This window comes from Streptomyces sp. NBC_01363 (assembly GCF_026340595.1).
GTDB lineage: Bacteria > Actinomycetota > Actinomycetes > Streptomycetales > Streptomycetaceae > Streptomyces.
On sequence record NZ_JAPEPF010000001.1, the window covers coordinates 4,825,960 to 4,838,549 of the forward strand.

Annotated in this window: 15 protein-coding genes and 1 riboswitch; of the genes, 4 read left to right on the forward strand and 11 right to left on the reverse strand. The window is 70.7% G+C overall.

Features of this window, described 5'->3' with window-relative positions; all coding sequences use genetic code 11:
* Window positions 1-10 precede the first annotated feature (10 nt).
* From OG611_RS21905 to bioB, 4 genes are all read right to left on the reverse strand, one after another.
* Entirely contained in the window at window positions 11-688 is a 678-nt protein-coding gene (locus OG611_RS21905; protein WP_266422744.1) for a class I SAM-dependent methyltransferase, read from the reverse strand.
* Between the two features lie 79 nt (window positions 689-767).
* Window positions 768-1,457, reverse strand: coding sequence for a dethiobiotin synthase (gene bioD, locus OG611_RS21910; protein ID WP_266422747.1), 690 nt, complete (start codon window positions 1,455-1,457; stop codon window positions 768-770).
* 1 nt (window position 1,458) lies between these two features.
* Window positions 1,459-2,763, reverse strand: coding sequence for an adenosylmethionine--8-amino-7-oxononanoate transaminase (locus tag OG611_RS21915; RefSeq protein WP_266422750.1), 1,305 nt, complete (start codon window positions 2,761-2,763; stop codon window positions 1,459-1,461).
* A complete protein-coding gene (gene bioB, locus OG611_RS21920; RefSeq protein WP_266422753.1) occupies window positions 2,756-3,922 on the reverse strand; it encodes a biotin synthase BioB in 1,167 nt (388 codons plus the stop codon). Before bioB ends, OG611_RS21915 begins: the two co-directional genes overlap by 8 nt.
* 142 nt (window positions 3,923-4,064) lie before the next feature.
* Between bioB and OG611_RS21925 the strand changes: the two genes are divergently transcribed.
* Entirely contained in the window at window positions 4,065-5,207 is a 1,143-nt protein-coding gene (locus OG611_RS21925; protein ID WP_266422756.1) for an 8-amino-7-oxononanoate synthase, read from the forward strand.
* Here OG611_RS21925 and OG611_RS21930 read toward each other — a convergent pair.
* Both OG611_RS21930 and OG611_RS21935 read right to left on the reverse strand, forming a co-directional pair.
* The gene (locus tag OG611_RS21930) at window positions 5,200-5,406 is read right to left on the reverse strand and encodes a DUF397 domain-containing protein (protein WP_266422759.1); all 207 of its coding nucleotides are present in this window, start codon (window positions 5,404-5,406) and stop codon (window positions 5,200-5,202) included. The genes OG611_RS21925 and OG611_RS21930 overlap by 8 nt on opposite strands.
* Window positions 5,407-5,430: 24 nt before the next feature.
* Window positions 5,431-6,291, reverse strand: a complete 861-nt coding sequence (locus OG611_RS21935; protein ID WP_266422762.1) for a helix-turn-helix transcriptional regulator — start codon at window positions 6,289-6,291, stop codon at window positions 5,431-5,433.
* Between the two features lie 204 nt (window positions 6,292-6,495).
* Between OG611_RS21935 and OG611_RS21940 the strand changes: the two genes are divergently transcribed.
* Window positions 6,496-6,927 (forward strand): ATP-binding protein, encoded by a 432-nt coding sequence (locus tag OG611_RS21940; protein WP_266422765.1) that lies wholly within the window; start codon window positions 6,496-6,498, stop codon window positions 6,925-6,927.
* Window positions 6,928-6,960: 33 nt separating this feature from the next.
* Here the strand turns inward: OG611_RS21940 and OG611_RS21945 are convergent, their stop codons facing one another.
* Complete coding sequence (locus tag OG611_RS21945) at window positions 6,961-7,899, reverse strand: LysR family transcriptional regulator (RefSeq protein ID WP_266422768.1); 939 nt, start codon at window positions 7,897-7,899, stop codon at window positions 6,961-6,963.
* A 72-nt stretch (window positions 7,900-7,971) separates the two neighbouring features.
* Here OG611_RS21945 and OG611_RS21950 point away from each other — a divergent pair, with 72 nt between their 5' ends.
* On the forward strand, window positions 7,972-8,604 hold the full coding sequence (locus OG611_RS21950) for a LysE family translocator (protein WP_266422771.1): 633 nt from the start codon (window positions 7,972-7,974) through the stop codon (window positions 8,602-8,604).
* Window positions 8,605-8,693: 89 nt separating this feature from the next.
* On the opposite strand, the gene OG611_RS21955 is transcribed toward OG611_RS21950, so the two are convergent.
* The 4 genes from OG611_RS21955 to OG611_RS21970 all read right to left on the reverse strand — a co-directional run bounded on the left by OG611_RS21955 (window position 8,694) and on the right by OG611_RS21970 (window position 11,284).
* Window positions 8,694-9,167, reverse strand: a complete 474-nt coding sequence (locus tag OG611_RS21955) for a C40 family peptidase (protein WP_266422774.1) — start codon at window positions 9,165-9,167, stop codon at window positions 8,694-8,696.
* Window positions 9,168-9,170: 3 nt separating this feature from the next.
* Window positions 9,171-9,354, reverse strand: a riboswitch (cyclic di-AMP (ydaO/yuaA leader).
* Between the two features lie 388 nt (window positions 9,355-9,742).
* A complete protein-coding gene (locus OG611_RS21960) occupies window positions 9,743-10,051 on the reverse strand; it encodes a hypothetical protein (protein ID WP_266422777.1) in 309 nt (102 codons plus the stop codon).
* Between the two features lie 7 nt (window positions 10,052-10,058).
* The gene (locus OG611_RS21965) at window positions 10,059-10,694 is read right to left on the reverse strand and encodes an ATP-dependent Clp protease proteolytic subunit (protein WP_323180263.1); all 636 of its coding nucleotides are present in this window, start codon (window positions 10,692-10,694) and stop codon (window positions 10,059-10,061) included.
* A gap of 122 nt (window positions 10,695-10,816) precedes the next feature.
* Window positions 10,817-11,284 carry a transposase gene (locus OG611_RS21970; protein WP_323180264.1) on the reverse strand — a complete coding sequence of 156 codons (468 nt, stop codon included), beginning with the start codon at window positions 11,282-11,284 and terminating at the stop codon, window positions 10,817-10,819.
* A gap of 28 nt (window positions 11,285-11,312) precedes the next feature.
* On the opposite strand from OG611_RS21970, the gene OG611_RS21975 reads away from it, so the two are divergent.
* Complete coding sequence (locus OG611_RS21975) at window positions 11,313-12,524, forward strand: IS4 family transposase (RefSeq protein ID WP_266422782.1); 1,212 nt, start codon at window positions 11,313-11,315, stop codon at window positions 12,522-12,524.
* Window positions 12,525-12,590 lie beyond the last annotated feature (66 nt).

Below are 12,590 nucleotides of genomic sequence, written 5' to 3' on the forward strand. Positions count from 1 at the left end.
CCGGAGTGCGTCAGTCCACCGCGGCCGGGCGCCGGGCCACACCCAGCACGCAGGCCGACGTGGGCAGCCGGACTCCCCACTCGGGCATCCTGACCCTGCGGTAGGTCTCCACCACGAATCCGGCCCTCTCGATGGCGGCCAGGGTGTCGCGCGCGGTGTGACACCCGCCCGTCACCAGCGGCCAGACCGTACGGTCCAGTGCCCGTTGCGCTGCCGCCATGGCCCGGTCGTCGGCCCGCACGTGCTCGAAGAAGCGCAGCTCGCCGCCGGGCCGCAGCACCCGCACGATCTCCGCGAGCGAACGCTCCACATTCCGTACGGTGCACAGCACCAGCGAGGCGACGGCCCCGTCGAACGCCTCGCTCTTCACCGGCAGCGCCTCCGCCGTGCCCGGCACCACATCCACCGGGAGTGCCGCACGCAGCGCCGACCGCACCGCCAACTGCCGCAGGCTGCGCTCGGGTTCGATGGCCACCACCTCCGACACCGTGGGCGGGTAGTGCGCGAAGTTCAGGCCATTGCCCGCACCGATCTCGATGACCCGGCCGGTCAGGCCGGCCAACAGCTCCGAGCGCACCGCGGCCAGTCCCGCCCTGGTCTCCGCGGCCACGCTCATCCGGGCGTAGAACCGGGCGAAGACGGGGTGGTGCACCGCGTCCTCCGGGATTCTCGTGTTGCGCGGACGCATGACGGACCTCCTCGACCGGGCGCTCGGACAGAAAGTACGGGCTACTTAGATTCTCCCCCGTCCCGCACCGCTCAGCCGCTCAGTCGGCGGGCCGATTCCCGCCCAGTTCCGCGGCGAGCCAACTCCTGGCCCGCGCGCGGAAGTCGGCGGGATCCAGGGACCCCGCACCGGCACGCACCGCACCCAGCAGCGGGGCGCCCGCCGCCACGGGGAGGTCCGCCAGATTGCAGCGCGCCGCGAGGTCCGGCTCGGCAGGCATGCTGCCCACCACCACGCCGAGGCACTCCAGCCCCCGGGCCCGGAGCGCCTCCGAGGTCAGTGCGGTGGTGTTGAGCGTGCCCAGACCGGCGGGCGTCACGACCAGCACCGGGGCGGCCAGCAGCCGGGCGGCGTCGGCGAGAGTCGAGCCCTCGTCGTCGAACCGTACGAGCAGACCGCCCGCGCCCTCGATCAGCACCAGATCGTGTTCGGTCGCCAGCTTCTGCGCCGCATCGGCGATCTCGTACGGCCGTACCGGCGGTAGGCCTGCCCTCCGGGCGGCGGTGGCAGGCGCCAACGGTTCGGGGAACCGGGCCAGTTCGACCGCGGTGACATGGCCACCCGCCAGCCGGACGACCTCGGCGGCATCACCCGGCTCGCCGGGGGCCAGCCCCGTCTGCGCCGGCTTGAGCACCGCGACACGGCGGTCCGGGCACGCCGCCGCCACGGCCGCTGTCACGACCGTCTTGCCGATCTCCGTGCCCGTTCCCGTCACTACCAGAACCGTCATCTCATCCCTCTCGCGCAGCCGCGCACACGGCACGGCAGATCCGCGCCACGTCATCGTCACCCGTCACATACGGCGGCATCGTGTAGACGAGGTCGCGGAACGGCCGCAGCCACACCCCTTCCCGTACCGCGGCCCGGGTCGCGGCCGCCATGTCCACCTCGTGATCGAGCTGTACGACGCCGATCGCACCCAGCACCCGTACATCCCGCACCCCGGGCAGCTCCGCCGCCGGGGCGAGACCCTCCCGCAGCCCCGTGCCGATCCGCCTCACCTCCCGCTCCCAGTCCTGGCCGAGCAGCAGATCGATCGAGGCGCTCGCCACCGCGGCGGCGAGCGGATTGCCCATGAACGTCGGTCCGTGCGCGAGCACCGGCACCTCGCCGCGCGAGATGCCCTCCGCCACCCGGGAGGTGCACAGCGTCGCCGCCATCGTCAGATAGCCGCCGGTCAGCGCCTTGCCCACGCACATGACATCGGGCGAGATCCCCGAGTGCTCAGCGGCGAACAGCTTCCCGGTACGGCCGAAACCCGTGGCGATCTCGTCGAACACCAGCAGCACGTCGTGCTCGTCGCACGCCTCGCGCAGCACCCGCAGATACGCGGGGGAGTGGAACCGCATCCCGCCCGCGCCCTGCACCACCGGCTCCACGATCACCGCGGCCAGCCGGTCGGCGTGCTCCGCGATCAGTTCCCGCAGGTGCCGGACGTACGCGGCATCCGGGTCCGCGTCGAAACCGGCCGGGGGCTCGTCGGCGAAGATCTGGCGGGGCAGGACGCCCGACCACAGCTCGTGCATGCCGCCCTCGGGGTCGCACACCGACATCGGCTGCCAGGTGTCCCCGTGATAGCCGCCGCGCCAGGTCAGCAGCCGCTGCTTGGCGGGCCGCCCGGCCGAGCGCCAGTACTGCAGGCACATCTTGACCGCGACCTCGACGGAGACCGACCCCGAGTCCGCGAGGAAGACGTGCCGCAGCGGCTCCGGGGTGATCTCGACCAGCCGGGTGGCCAGCCGCACGGCGGGCTCATGGGTGAGCCCGCCGAACATCACATGGCTCATCCGGCCCAGCTGACCACGGGCCGCCTCGTTCAGCACCGGATGGTTGTAACCGTGCACCGCCGACCACCAGGACGACATGCCGTCGACCAACTCAAGCTGCCCGTGGGCGGGTTCCGCCAGTCTCAGCCGCACCCCGGACGCGGACTCCACGACCAGCGGCTCCTGGCGCCCCGGCATCGGGCCGTACGGATGCCAGACGTGGGCCCGGTCCAGGGACCGCAGCTCGGCCGGGGAGAGGGCCTCAGGCATTGGGGGCGAGATCCGTTCCCGCGCCGCGACGGCGGACCGCGACCAGATCCGTACGGGCGGCCGGCGCTTCCTGGGACTCGGCCTCGGCCTCTGCGGGCGCTTCACCGCAGGGGGCGCATCCGCCGTCGTGCGAACCGCATCCGCCGCCCGGCTGTGCCCGGTGCGTGGGCAGCGTCGTCGTTCCCGCGCCCTCCACCTCGAAACCGGCGTCCGCGATCATGTCCAGATCCGTCTGGCCCGCCTGCCCCTCACTGGTGAGGTAGTCGCCCAGGAAGATCGAGTTGACCAGGTGCAGGGCCAGTGGCTGCATCGAGCGCAGATGCACCTCGCGTCCGCCCGCGAGCCGTACCTCCACATCCGGGCAGACGAAGCGGACCATCGCCAGAATGCGCAGGCAGCGCTGCGGGGTGAGGTTCCACTCCTTGGCCAGCGGAGTTCCCTCGAACGGGATCAGGAAGTTGACCGGAACCGAGTCCGGGTCCAGTTCGCGCAGCGAGAAGACGACATCGACCAGGTCGGCGTCGCTCTCACCCATCCCGGCGATCAGCCCGGAACACGCCGAGAGCCCGGCGGCCTGCGCCTGGTGCACGGTCTCCACCCGGTCCGCATAGGTGTGGGTGGTGGTGATGTCCCCGTACGTCCCCTCGGACGTGTTGAGGTTGTGGTTGTACGCGTCGGCGCCCGCAGAGCGCAGCCGGTCGGCCTGACCGTCGGAGAGCAGACCGAGGCAGGCGCACACCTCGACGCCCTCGTTCTGTTCCTTGATCGCCTCGATGGTCTCCGACACCCGGTCGACGTCGCGGTCCGTCGGACCACGACCGCTCGCCACCAGGCACACCCGCTTGGCCCCGCCCGCCACCCCGGCGGCGGCGGCCTTCGACGCCTCGTCCGGTTTCAGCCAGGTGTACTTGAGGATCTCGGCCTTCGAGCCGAGCCGCTGCGAGCAGTACGAGCAGTCCTCGGGGCAGAGGCCGGACTTGAGATTGACCAGGTAGTTCAGTTTCACGCGTCGCCCGAACCACTGACGGCGCACCTTTCCGGCCGCGGCCACCACTTCGAGCAGATCGTCGTCCGAGGTCGCCAGTACGGCGAGGGCTTCTTCGCGGGTCGGCAGCTCGCGCCGCAGCCCCTTGTCCGCCAGCGTGTTCAGGAGGTCCATGGCGAAGATCCTGGCCTACCGCACGGCTCCCAGCCAAGGAGGAACCGGACAACAGAGCCTGCCAAGGGTGTGTGTATTGCCACACCATGACCTGCTGCGCCCCCGGTTAGGGTCTGTGAGCTGCCTACAAAAGGGACCGCTCATGTCCTTCGACCCGTTCGACTGGATCGACGAGGAGGCGCGCCGCCGCGCCGACGCCGGACTCGTCCGTACTCTGCGCCCCCGGCCCGCCGCGTCCGGACTTCTGGACCTCGCGAGCAACGACTACCTGGGGCTGACCCGGCACCCCGACGTCACCGCCGCCGCGGCGGAGGCCGCGCGCAGGTGGGGTGCGGGCGCGACCGGATCGCGACTTGTCACCGGCTCCACCGCGCTGCATGCCGAACTCGAAGGCGAACTGGCCGAATTCTGTGGCTTCGAGGCGGCCCTGGTGCTGTCGTCCGGCTACGCGGCCAACCTCGCGGCCGTCACGGCGCTGACCGGTCACGGCTCGCTGATCGTCTCCGACGCGGGCAACCACGCCTCGATCGTGGACGGCTGCCGGTTGTCCCGTGCCGGAACCGCCGTCGTTCCGCATGCCGATCCCGACGCCGTACGCAAGGCTCTGCGGTCGCACGAGGGACGGGCGCTGGCCGTCACCGACTCGGTCTTCTCGGTCGACGGCGACGCGGCACCGCTGCCCGGACTGGCCGATGTCTGCCGCGCGGAGGGTGCCGCACTGCTCGTCGACGACGCGCACGGCCTGGGCGTGCTGGGGGAGGGCGGCCGGGGCGCGCTCGCCGCGGCCGGCCTGGCGGGCGGCGAGGGAATCGTCACCACGCTGACCCTCTCCAAGTCCCTGGGCAGCCAGGGCGGAGGGGTCCTCGGACCGGCCCGGGTCATCGAACACCTCGTCAACACGGCCCGCACGTTCATCTTCGACACCGGTCTCGCGCCGGCCGCGGCGGGCGCGGCACTGGAGAGCCTGCGGCTGCTGCGCCGCGAGCCGGAGCGGGCCGGCCGGGCCCGCACGGTCGCCACCGCGCTGTACGAGCAGCTGACCGCGGCCGGTCTGACCGCAGTGCGGCCCGACGCGGCCGTGGTCTCGGTGCGTGCCCCCTCGGCGGACGCGGCGGTGCGCTGGGCGGCCGACTGCCGCAAGGCCGGAATCGCGGTCGGCTGCTTCCGGCCCCCGTCGGTGCCGGACGGGGTGTCCCGGCTGAGGCTGACGGCGCGAGCCGATCTGACCGAGGAACAGATCGCCACCGCGGTGTCGATCGTGCGGCGGACCGCTCCCGTCAGCTGACCGGGCTCCGGTGCAGACCGGTGACGAAGGAGGTCCAGGCCGCCGCGGAGAACCGCAGCGGTGGCCTGGACACATCCTTGGAGTCCCGCACGGCCAGCCGCCCGTCACCGGACGACGCTGTCTCCACACAGTTGTTCATACCCGTGCTGCGGCTGCTGCGCCGCCACCGTAAGCCGTGCTGTGCGAGGCATTCCGACATGAGGCCCCCTCGGGCGGTCCGTGGTCACCGACCGTCGCGGTCGATCGCGGCGATGAGGTCCAACGAGTGCTCCGGCGACAGCGCGTGTGCCTGCATCGTGCGGAAGGCCGAGCTGTACGCCTCAAGGTCTTCTTTCCGCTCCAGATAGAGGCTACTCGTCAAATGGTCAAGAACGACCACATCCAGATCAGAAGTGCTCGGAAATGAGAAGATAACGAAAGGTCCGGTGAGGCCGGCATAGCCGCCCACCGAGAACGGCAGCAACTGGAGCTGCACATGCGGAAGTTGAGCCACCCGGCTCAGATGGCGCAGCTGCTCCCGCATCACCCGGCACCCGCCGACCTCGCGCCGCAGCACCGCCTCGTCGAGCACCGCGCTCAGCCGCAGTGGCGGATCGGTCCGCAGTACCCCCTGCCGGGCGAGCCGCACCTCCACCAGCGAGTCCAGCTGGCCCGCGGGCAGCCCGTCCAGCGAGGCCCGGGTCACCGCCCGCGCGTAGTCGGCCGTCTGGAGAAGCCCGGGTACCACCGAGGTCTCCAGCGTGCGCGCGGTCCGCGCCTGTGACTCCAGACTGATGAAGTCGCGGTACTGGGGCGGGATCAGACCGCGATAGGCGTGCCACCATCCGGTGCCGCCACCGCCCGCCGAACCCGCCAGCGTGGCCAGCAGATCCCGCAGCTGGGTGTCGTCCACGCCGTACGTGTCCAGCAGCCGGGTCACATCGGCCGGCCGCACCCCGCTCACCCCGGTCTCGATCCGGCTCACCTTCGACTGGTGCCAGCCGAGTATCCGCGCCGCGTCCCGACTGGTCAGTCCCGACGCGTGGCGCAGGCTCCGGAGCTCCTCCCCGAGCTTGCGGCGTCGAACCGCAGGGCCGTGCTGCATCCGCGGCCTCCCTCCCTCTTCTGCCGAGCGGACAGTGTGCCGCCCACATACGGTCTTGCGTGGCAGGGTTCACCGCATTGAGCGACAGATATATGCATATCTTGGTGGATCGCCGTCGCAGAGGGCAGCATCAATGGCAATCTGGCGCGAAGCGCAACCCGGACCGATCGCGGGTCGGTCCGGGTGGGAAAGGGACGGCTCGCCATGGCAGACCATCAGGAAGCAAACGTCACTCTGCCGAGCGAGCCGGTCTCGGTCTCGGCAGCCCGCAGGTACGTGGCCCGGGTGCTCGGCGACTGGGGCCTGGCCACCGACACCGATTTCGCCGACAGCATCCAGCTCATCGTCTCGGAGCTCGCGACCAACGCCGTCCAGCACACCTTCGGACAGTCGCCGACCTTCACCGTGGACCTCCGGCTGGAGCGGGAGGAGCACCTGCATCTGGGGGTGACGGACAGTCACCCCCGCTGGCCCAGGCGACTGCCCGCCGCCGTTCAGCAGGACAACGGGCGCGGCATGGTGATCATCCGCTGTCTGGCCAAGCAGTGCGGGGGCCGGCTCACCGTCACCCCCACCGCCGACGGCGGCAAGACGGTGTGGATCGCACTTCCGTGGAGCGTCCCCGTGCAGAGCTGACCGACGCGTTCCGGTGGCCGACCGCCCGCGCGGTCACCCGGCTTCCGCGCCCGGCCGCTGCGCCGACCCCGCCCGCCCGAACCCACTGCGCAACAGTGCCTGGAGCGTCGCCGCCGCGGCGCTCGCCCGGTCACCGCGGTGCACCACCGAGATCGTCCGCCGGAAGGAAGCGGGATCCAGTCGCCGTACGGACAGTGGCGTCGGCGACATCGCGGCGACCATCTCCGGGACGACCGCCATCCCGATGCCCGCACTGGCCAGGGCGCACACCAGTGCGTAGCCGGGCGACTCGCAGACCACGGCGGGTGTCGCCCCGGCCTCGGCCAGGGCCTGCTCGACCCCGCGGCGCGGCGGATGGGTCGGCGCGCTGCTGATCAGCGGCCGTCCCGCCAGTTCTGTCACCGGCAGCCTTCCGCTGCCTTCGGAGAGCATCTGACCGACCGCCGTGATCAGGACCAGCTCCTCGACCAGCAGCGGTTCGGCGAAGACCCCGGTGGGCAGGGCCACCGGGGCAGCCGGCTCGTACTCGTGGGTCAGCGCCAGATCGACTTCGCCCGCGGCCACCGCGGCGACGCCCTGAGGCGGTTCGTACTCGGTGACCGTCAGCTCCACGTCCGGGTGGGCGCGCCGAAAGGCGGTCAGCACCGGCGGCAGCAGGTGGATGCCCGCCGTGGTGAACGTGCCGACCCGCAGGCGTCCCCCGGAGAGCCCGGAGAGACGGGCCAGCTCATGGCGGGCCTGGTCCATCTCGTCGAGGACGCGCCGGGCGCGTCCGGCCAGCAGTTCGCCCGCGGCCGTGAGCCGGGCCCCTCGGTGGTGGCGCACCAGCAGCGCGGCGCCCGCCTCCCGCTCCAGCTTGGCGAGCTGCTGGGAGAGCGCCGGCGCGGTGTAGCCCAGCCGCGCGGCGGCCCGGGTGATCGATCCGGCCTCCGCGACCGCCACCAGTGCCGCCAGCCGTGTCGGGTCGTACATTAAGCGTTCCTTTTGGCAGACCCAGAAGATTGCAAGTACATGCTAAAGGCCCGGCCGGGTCAGGGTGGACCCATGGACGCACAACTGATCGCCTTCACCGGGGTCGCCGCGGGAATGGTCGCGCTGCCGGGCGCGGACTTCACCGTCGTCGTACGCAACGCGCTCGCCTCCCGGACCGCGGGCGTGGCGAGCGCGCTGGGTGTGGCCGGGGGACTGCTGGTGCACACCGCCCTGGCCGTCGCCGGGCTCGCCGCCGTGCTGGTGGCGGTGCCGGCGCTCTTCCGCACCGTGCAGTTGCTCGGCGGGGCCTACGTCCTGTACCTCGGCATCAGCGCCCTGCGCGCGGTGCGGCGCCGCACCCCGGAAGCGGACGGGCCCGGGGACCGGCACGCGGACCAGGGACGCGTGCGCGCGCTGCGTCAGGGCTTTCTGACCAACGCGCTCAATCCCAAGGCGCCGGTGCTCTTCCTGAGCTTGCTGCCGCAGTTCGTCCCCGACGGGCAGCCGCCGCTGCCCAGGACCCTGCTGCTCGCGACGATCGTCGTGGTGCTGGCGCTGGTCTGGTTCCCCGCCGTGGCGCTCCTCGTGGACCGGCTGGGCCGGTGGCTGCGCCGGCCGCGTACCGCGCGCACCATCGAGGGCGGCAGCGGTACGGTGCTCACCGCGTTGGGTCTGGTGCTGGTGACCGGTCCGCTGCTGCACTGAGCGCGGGAGCGGCCGGCGGCCCGGCGCCGGATCCTGTCCGGCGGAGCACGGCCGGGGGCGCGGCCCTGATCCGCCGGACAGGAGCCGCCTCAGCGGACCCGTCCGTAATAGACGCTCTTGGTCCAGATCTTCTCCAGCCGGACCACCGCGCCGGTCCTCGGCGAGTGCCAGATCTTTCCGTTTCCGGCATAGATCCCCACGTGGTACACGCTGCGGCCGGAATGGAAGAAGACCAGGTCGCCGCGTTGCCTGTGGGAGGCCGAGACATGGCGGGTCCGGTTGTACTGCTGCTGGGCGGTGCGGGGGAGCTTCTTGCCCGCTTTCTTGAACGAATAGAGCGTCAGCCCCGAGCAGTCGAAGCGGTTGGGGCCGGTGGCCCCCCACCTGTACGGCGAGCCCTTCTTCGATGCCGCGATGTTGAGCGCCTTCATCGACAGGGTCGCCGCCTGGGCGTCCGTCGCGGCGCCCGGGGCGAACATGGTGCCGCCGACGGCGGCGAGAGTCAGAACCGAGGCCGTACCGGCCCGGACGAGCAGAGACGGGACATGAACCTGCGCAGTCATGCGCAACCCTTCGTCAGCCGCCTGTGAAGGATGACCTGTCGGGTTCGGGCTGGCGAAGTTGCCCGGCCGCGTTCGGCGGCTTCACCCCGAGGGTCGACCGGTGTTCAGGTCGACCCGTTGTGCTCGGGTCCTCCACTCCTGCCGATCCACTTCTGTCGACCAGACATCCGGACGGCGGCAGGACTCGGCGTCCGCCCGGACCGCCCCGCCGCGGTGGCGGGGGCTTGTCGTCCCAGGGATCTTGACTTACCGACTGCCGGATTTCCGAGCTGAAACAGGGATATGTGAGGCTCCTCACGACTGATCCGTTTGGGTGGGCATGGTGATCTATGAGGCTCTGCCGGTGATTCGGGCCGGTGCCGTACCAGGGGCGGAAGGGCGGATTCCGTCCACTGGCCACGCGGAAAACGCAAGTTGAGGAGTCCCTCGCGAGGGGGACTTCCTACGCCGAACGAGCGAGAAAATTCGATCGGCCCGCCGGGCGTGTCGGGTACGGGAGTTGGGTGAGCACGGCCGGACCCCGGAGCAGAGGGAGTTGGTCGAACCCCGCCGCCGGCGCGGACGGCGGAGGTCGATCAACTCGCCGGAGCGGGGGGTACGGTGATGCGTCCGGCCCGCCGTTCCCCGTCCAGTACACGCAGCGCTCGGGCGAGCGTGGCGGCGTGGATCTGCGCCTCGCCGCGCTCGTGCATCAACGCGAGGGCGTCCCGCAGCGCGCCCGCGTGCGAGGCCAGCGCCTGCGCGGCACGCAGTGCGCCGTAGGTGTCGCTGCCGCGGGCCGGGTTGATCCGGCCCACCTGGTCGAGGACTTCGAGGTAGCGGTCGATGAACTCCCCCTCGGCGCGCGTCAGTGCGGGGAGCGGCGGGAACTCCGGCGACTGCATCGGGTGTTCACCTCGCGCCGTGCGGCGGGAGCGAGGTGTTCCGGTTCGTCAGGACGTGGTCCACCAGACCGTACGCCTGAGCGCCCGCCGCGTCGAGAATGAGGTCGCGCTCGATGTCGTCGGCGATCTGCCCGGCGTCGCGGCCGGTGTGACGGGCCAACAGGGCGGTGAGCATCGTGCGGACCCGCTCCAGCTCCTGTGCCTGGATCTCCAGATCGGACGGCTGGCCCTGCACCGGTTCGGTGAGCTCGGGCTGCCGCACGACGACCCTCGCGCCGGGCAGTGCGTGCCGCCGGCCGGGAGCGCCCGCGGCGAGCAGTGTGGAGGCGCAGGAACCGGCCTGGCCGAGGCAGTAGGTCTCCACCTCGCAGGTGAGGTACTGCATCGTGTCGTAGATCGCGGACATGGCTCCGAACGAGCCGCCGGGGGAGTTGATGTAGAGCTGGATGGGCCGGTCCGGGGCGGCGTGCTCCAGGTACATGAACTGCGCGATCAGATCGGAGGCCGCCGTGTCGTCGACCGGGGTGCCGAGGAAGACGATCCGTTCGGCGAGCAGCTTGGAGTACGGGTCGAGGGTGCGGGTCCCGTCGGTCGTGCGCTCGGTGAACTCGGGCAGGACATGACGGGCGGTGGGACGGAACAGCATGGTGATGCCTCTCCTCCGGGGTCTGTACGGGGGCCTGCATGGCTTCCGTGAAAAATGTACAGGACGTACAGAAGGTCATGATGGGGGCGTGATCCTAGTGATCCACTAAAAGTTCCAGGTCAGAGGCTGTTTTGGCTGTTCGCCGAGGGCGGATATCTCGCAATCTTCCTCCCGGCTTCGGTGCCCTGGCCGGAGGCGGGGACGCTGGTGGAGGTCTTGATGCTCTGCGCGTCGATCACGCAGGCCGACGGTTCGGCGTCCCGCCCTTCCTTCTGCCGTAGGAGCTGCCTGAGCAGGCCGTTGAGCTGGACGAACTCGCCTTCCTTCATCCACTTCGCGAAGTATCCGTAGACCGTTCCCAGGGCGGGAAGTCGTGCGGAAGGTAGCGCCACTGGACCCCCGGTGCGGTCCACATGCAAGATCGCGTCCATGGTGTCGCGCAGGTCGTGCTCGGGTGGGCGGCCGAAGTCCAGGGCCCTGCCCCGGCGCTCGAAACGCCAGGCGGACAGCACCGGCTGGATCAACTCCCAGCGGGCATCGGACAGATCACTCGGATGCGGACGTCGCTTAGCCTCAATACCGTTCAGTTAAGCGCTTCTGGGTTATCGTGGGGGGATGCCGCGTTCTGGTTGGGTGAAGCCGTCGTCTGATGTCCGGTTGTCGGATTTGGTGTCTGTGGGATTGCTGACGCGAGTGTTTCCCGCAGACGTGGTTGACGCGGTGATCGAGGAGGCGGGGCGCACTGAGCGGCGTCACCGGTCGTTGCCCGCGCGGGTGATGGCGTACTTCTCGATCGGGATGGCGCTGTATTCGGATGGCTCCTACGAGGATGTGTTCGCGCAGCTCACGGACGGGCTGTCGTGGGCGTCGGGGTGGTCGGAGACGTTCACGCCGCCCTCGAAGTCGGCGATCTTCCAGGCCAGGTCTCGTCTGGGGTTCGAGCCGGTGCGGGATCTCTTCGCTCGGGTTGCGCGTCCGCTGGCGGGGCCTGGCACGCCGGGGTCGTGGCTGGCCGGGCGTCGTCTGGTGGCGATCGACGGGACGTGCCTGGATGTGGCGGACACGGCAGCCAACGCAGACTTCTTCGGGCGGCCCGCTTCCAGCCGGGGGGAGCGGGCCGCGTTTCCGCAGGCCCGCCTGGTGGCATTGGCGGAATGCGGCACCCATGCGGTCTTCGACGCTGTCACCGGTCCGTGCAGCGTGTCGGAGATCGAGTTGTCCCGGCAGCTCGTCGGGCGGCTGGAGCCGGGCCAGTTGGTCCTGGCCGACCGGGGCTTCTACGGGTTCCGCCTCTGGCAGCAGGCCGCCTCCACGGGCGCGGATCTGCTCTGGCGAGTGAAAACGAACCTGCGGCCCCGGTATCTGGAAACCCTGGCCGACGGGTCCTGGCTGGCCCGGATCGTCCCGACGTCGGGCATGAACCGGGCCACGACGGAGCCGCTCACGGTCAGAGTGATCGACTACACGGTCGATGACGGCCAGGGCAACGCCGAGGAGTACCGGCTGTTGACCACGATCCTCGACCCTGCCGAGGCCGGCGCCGAGGACCTCGCAGCCGCCTACGCCCAACGGTGGGAGATCGAGACCGCCTTCGACGAGCTGAAAACCCACCAGCGCGGGCCCCGCGCGGTACTGCGCTCGAAAGCCCCCGAGCTTGTCCAGCAAGAAATCTGGGGACACCTGTGCTGCCACTTCGCCATCCGCACCCTGATGGCTGACACTGCCGCACACGCCGGCCACGACCCCGACAGAGTCTCCTTCGTCAAAGCCCTCCGCATCGCTCGCCGTTCAGTCGCGCAGAGCGCATTTTCCCCCTCCGGGCACTGACACGGCCGACACGATCTGGCATCACGCCATCCGATGGCTCACCCAACACCTCAACCCAACACGCCG

Coding starts and splice junctions, on each gene's coding strand:
- OG611_RS21960 (WP_266422777.1), bottom strand. CDS start 10,051: ATGCAGTCGCCGGAGTTCCCGCCGCTCCCCGCACTGACGCGCGCCGAG.
- OG611_RS21915 (WP_266422750.1), bottom strand. CDS start 2,763: ATGCCTGAGGCCCTCTCCCCGGCCGAGCTGCGGTCCCTGGACCGGGCC.
- OG611_RS21940 (WP_266422765.1), top strand. CDS start 6,496: ATGGCAGACCATCAGGAAGCAAACGTCACTCTGCCGAGCGAGCCGGTC.
- OG611_RS21905 (WP_266422744.1), bottom strand. CDS start 688: ATGCGTCCGCGCAACACGAGAATCCCGGAGGACGCGGTGCACCACCCC.
- OG611_RS21930 (WP_266422759.1), bottom strand. CDS start 5,406: ATGTCGGAATGCCTCGCACAGCACGGCTTACGGTGGCGGCGCAGCAGC.
- OG611_RS21925 (WP_266422756.1), top strand. CDS start 4,065: ATGTCCTTCGACCCGTTCGACTGGATCGACGAGGAGGCGCGCCGCCGC.
- OG611_RS21955 (WP_266422774.1), bottom strand. CDS start 9,167: ATGACTGCGCAGGTTCATGTCCCGTCTCTGCTCGTCCGGGCCGGTACG.
- OG611_RS21935 (WP_266422762.1), bottom strand. CDS start 6,291: ATGCAGCACGGCCCTGCGGTTCGACGCCGCAAGCTCGGGGAGGAGCTC.
- bioD (WP_266422747.1), bottom strand. CDS start 1,457: ATGACGGTTCTGGTAGTGACGGGAACGGGCACGGAGATCGGCAAGACG.
- OG611_RS21975 (WP_266422782.1), top strand. CDS start 11,313: ATGCCGCGTTCTGGTTGGGTGAAGCCGTCGTCTGATGTCCGGTTGTCG.
- bioB (WP_266422753.1), bottom strand. CDS start 3,922: ATGGACCTCCTGAACACGCTGGCGGACAAGGGGCTGCGGCGCGAGCTG.
- OG611_RS21945 (WP_266422768.1), bottom strand. CDS start 7,899: ATGTACGACCCGACACGGCTGGCGGCACTGGTGGCGGTCGCGGAGGCC.
- OG611_RS21950 (WP_266422771.1), top strand. CDS start 7,972: ATGGACGCACAACTGATCGCCTTCACCGGGGTCGCCGCGGGAATGGTC.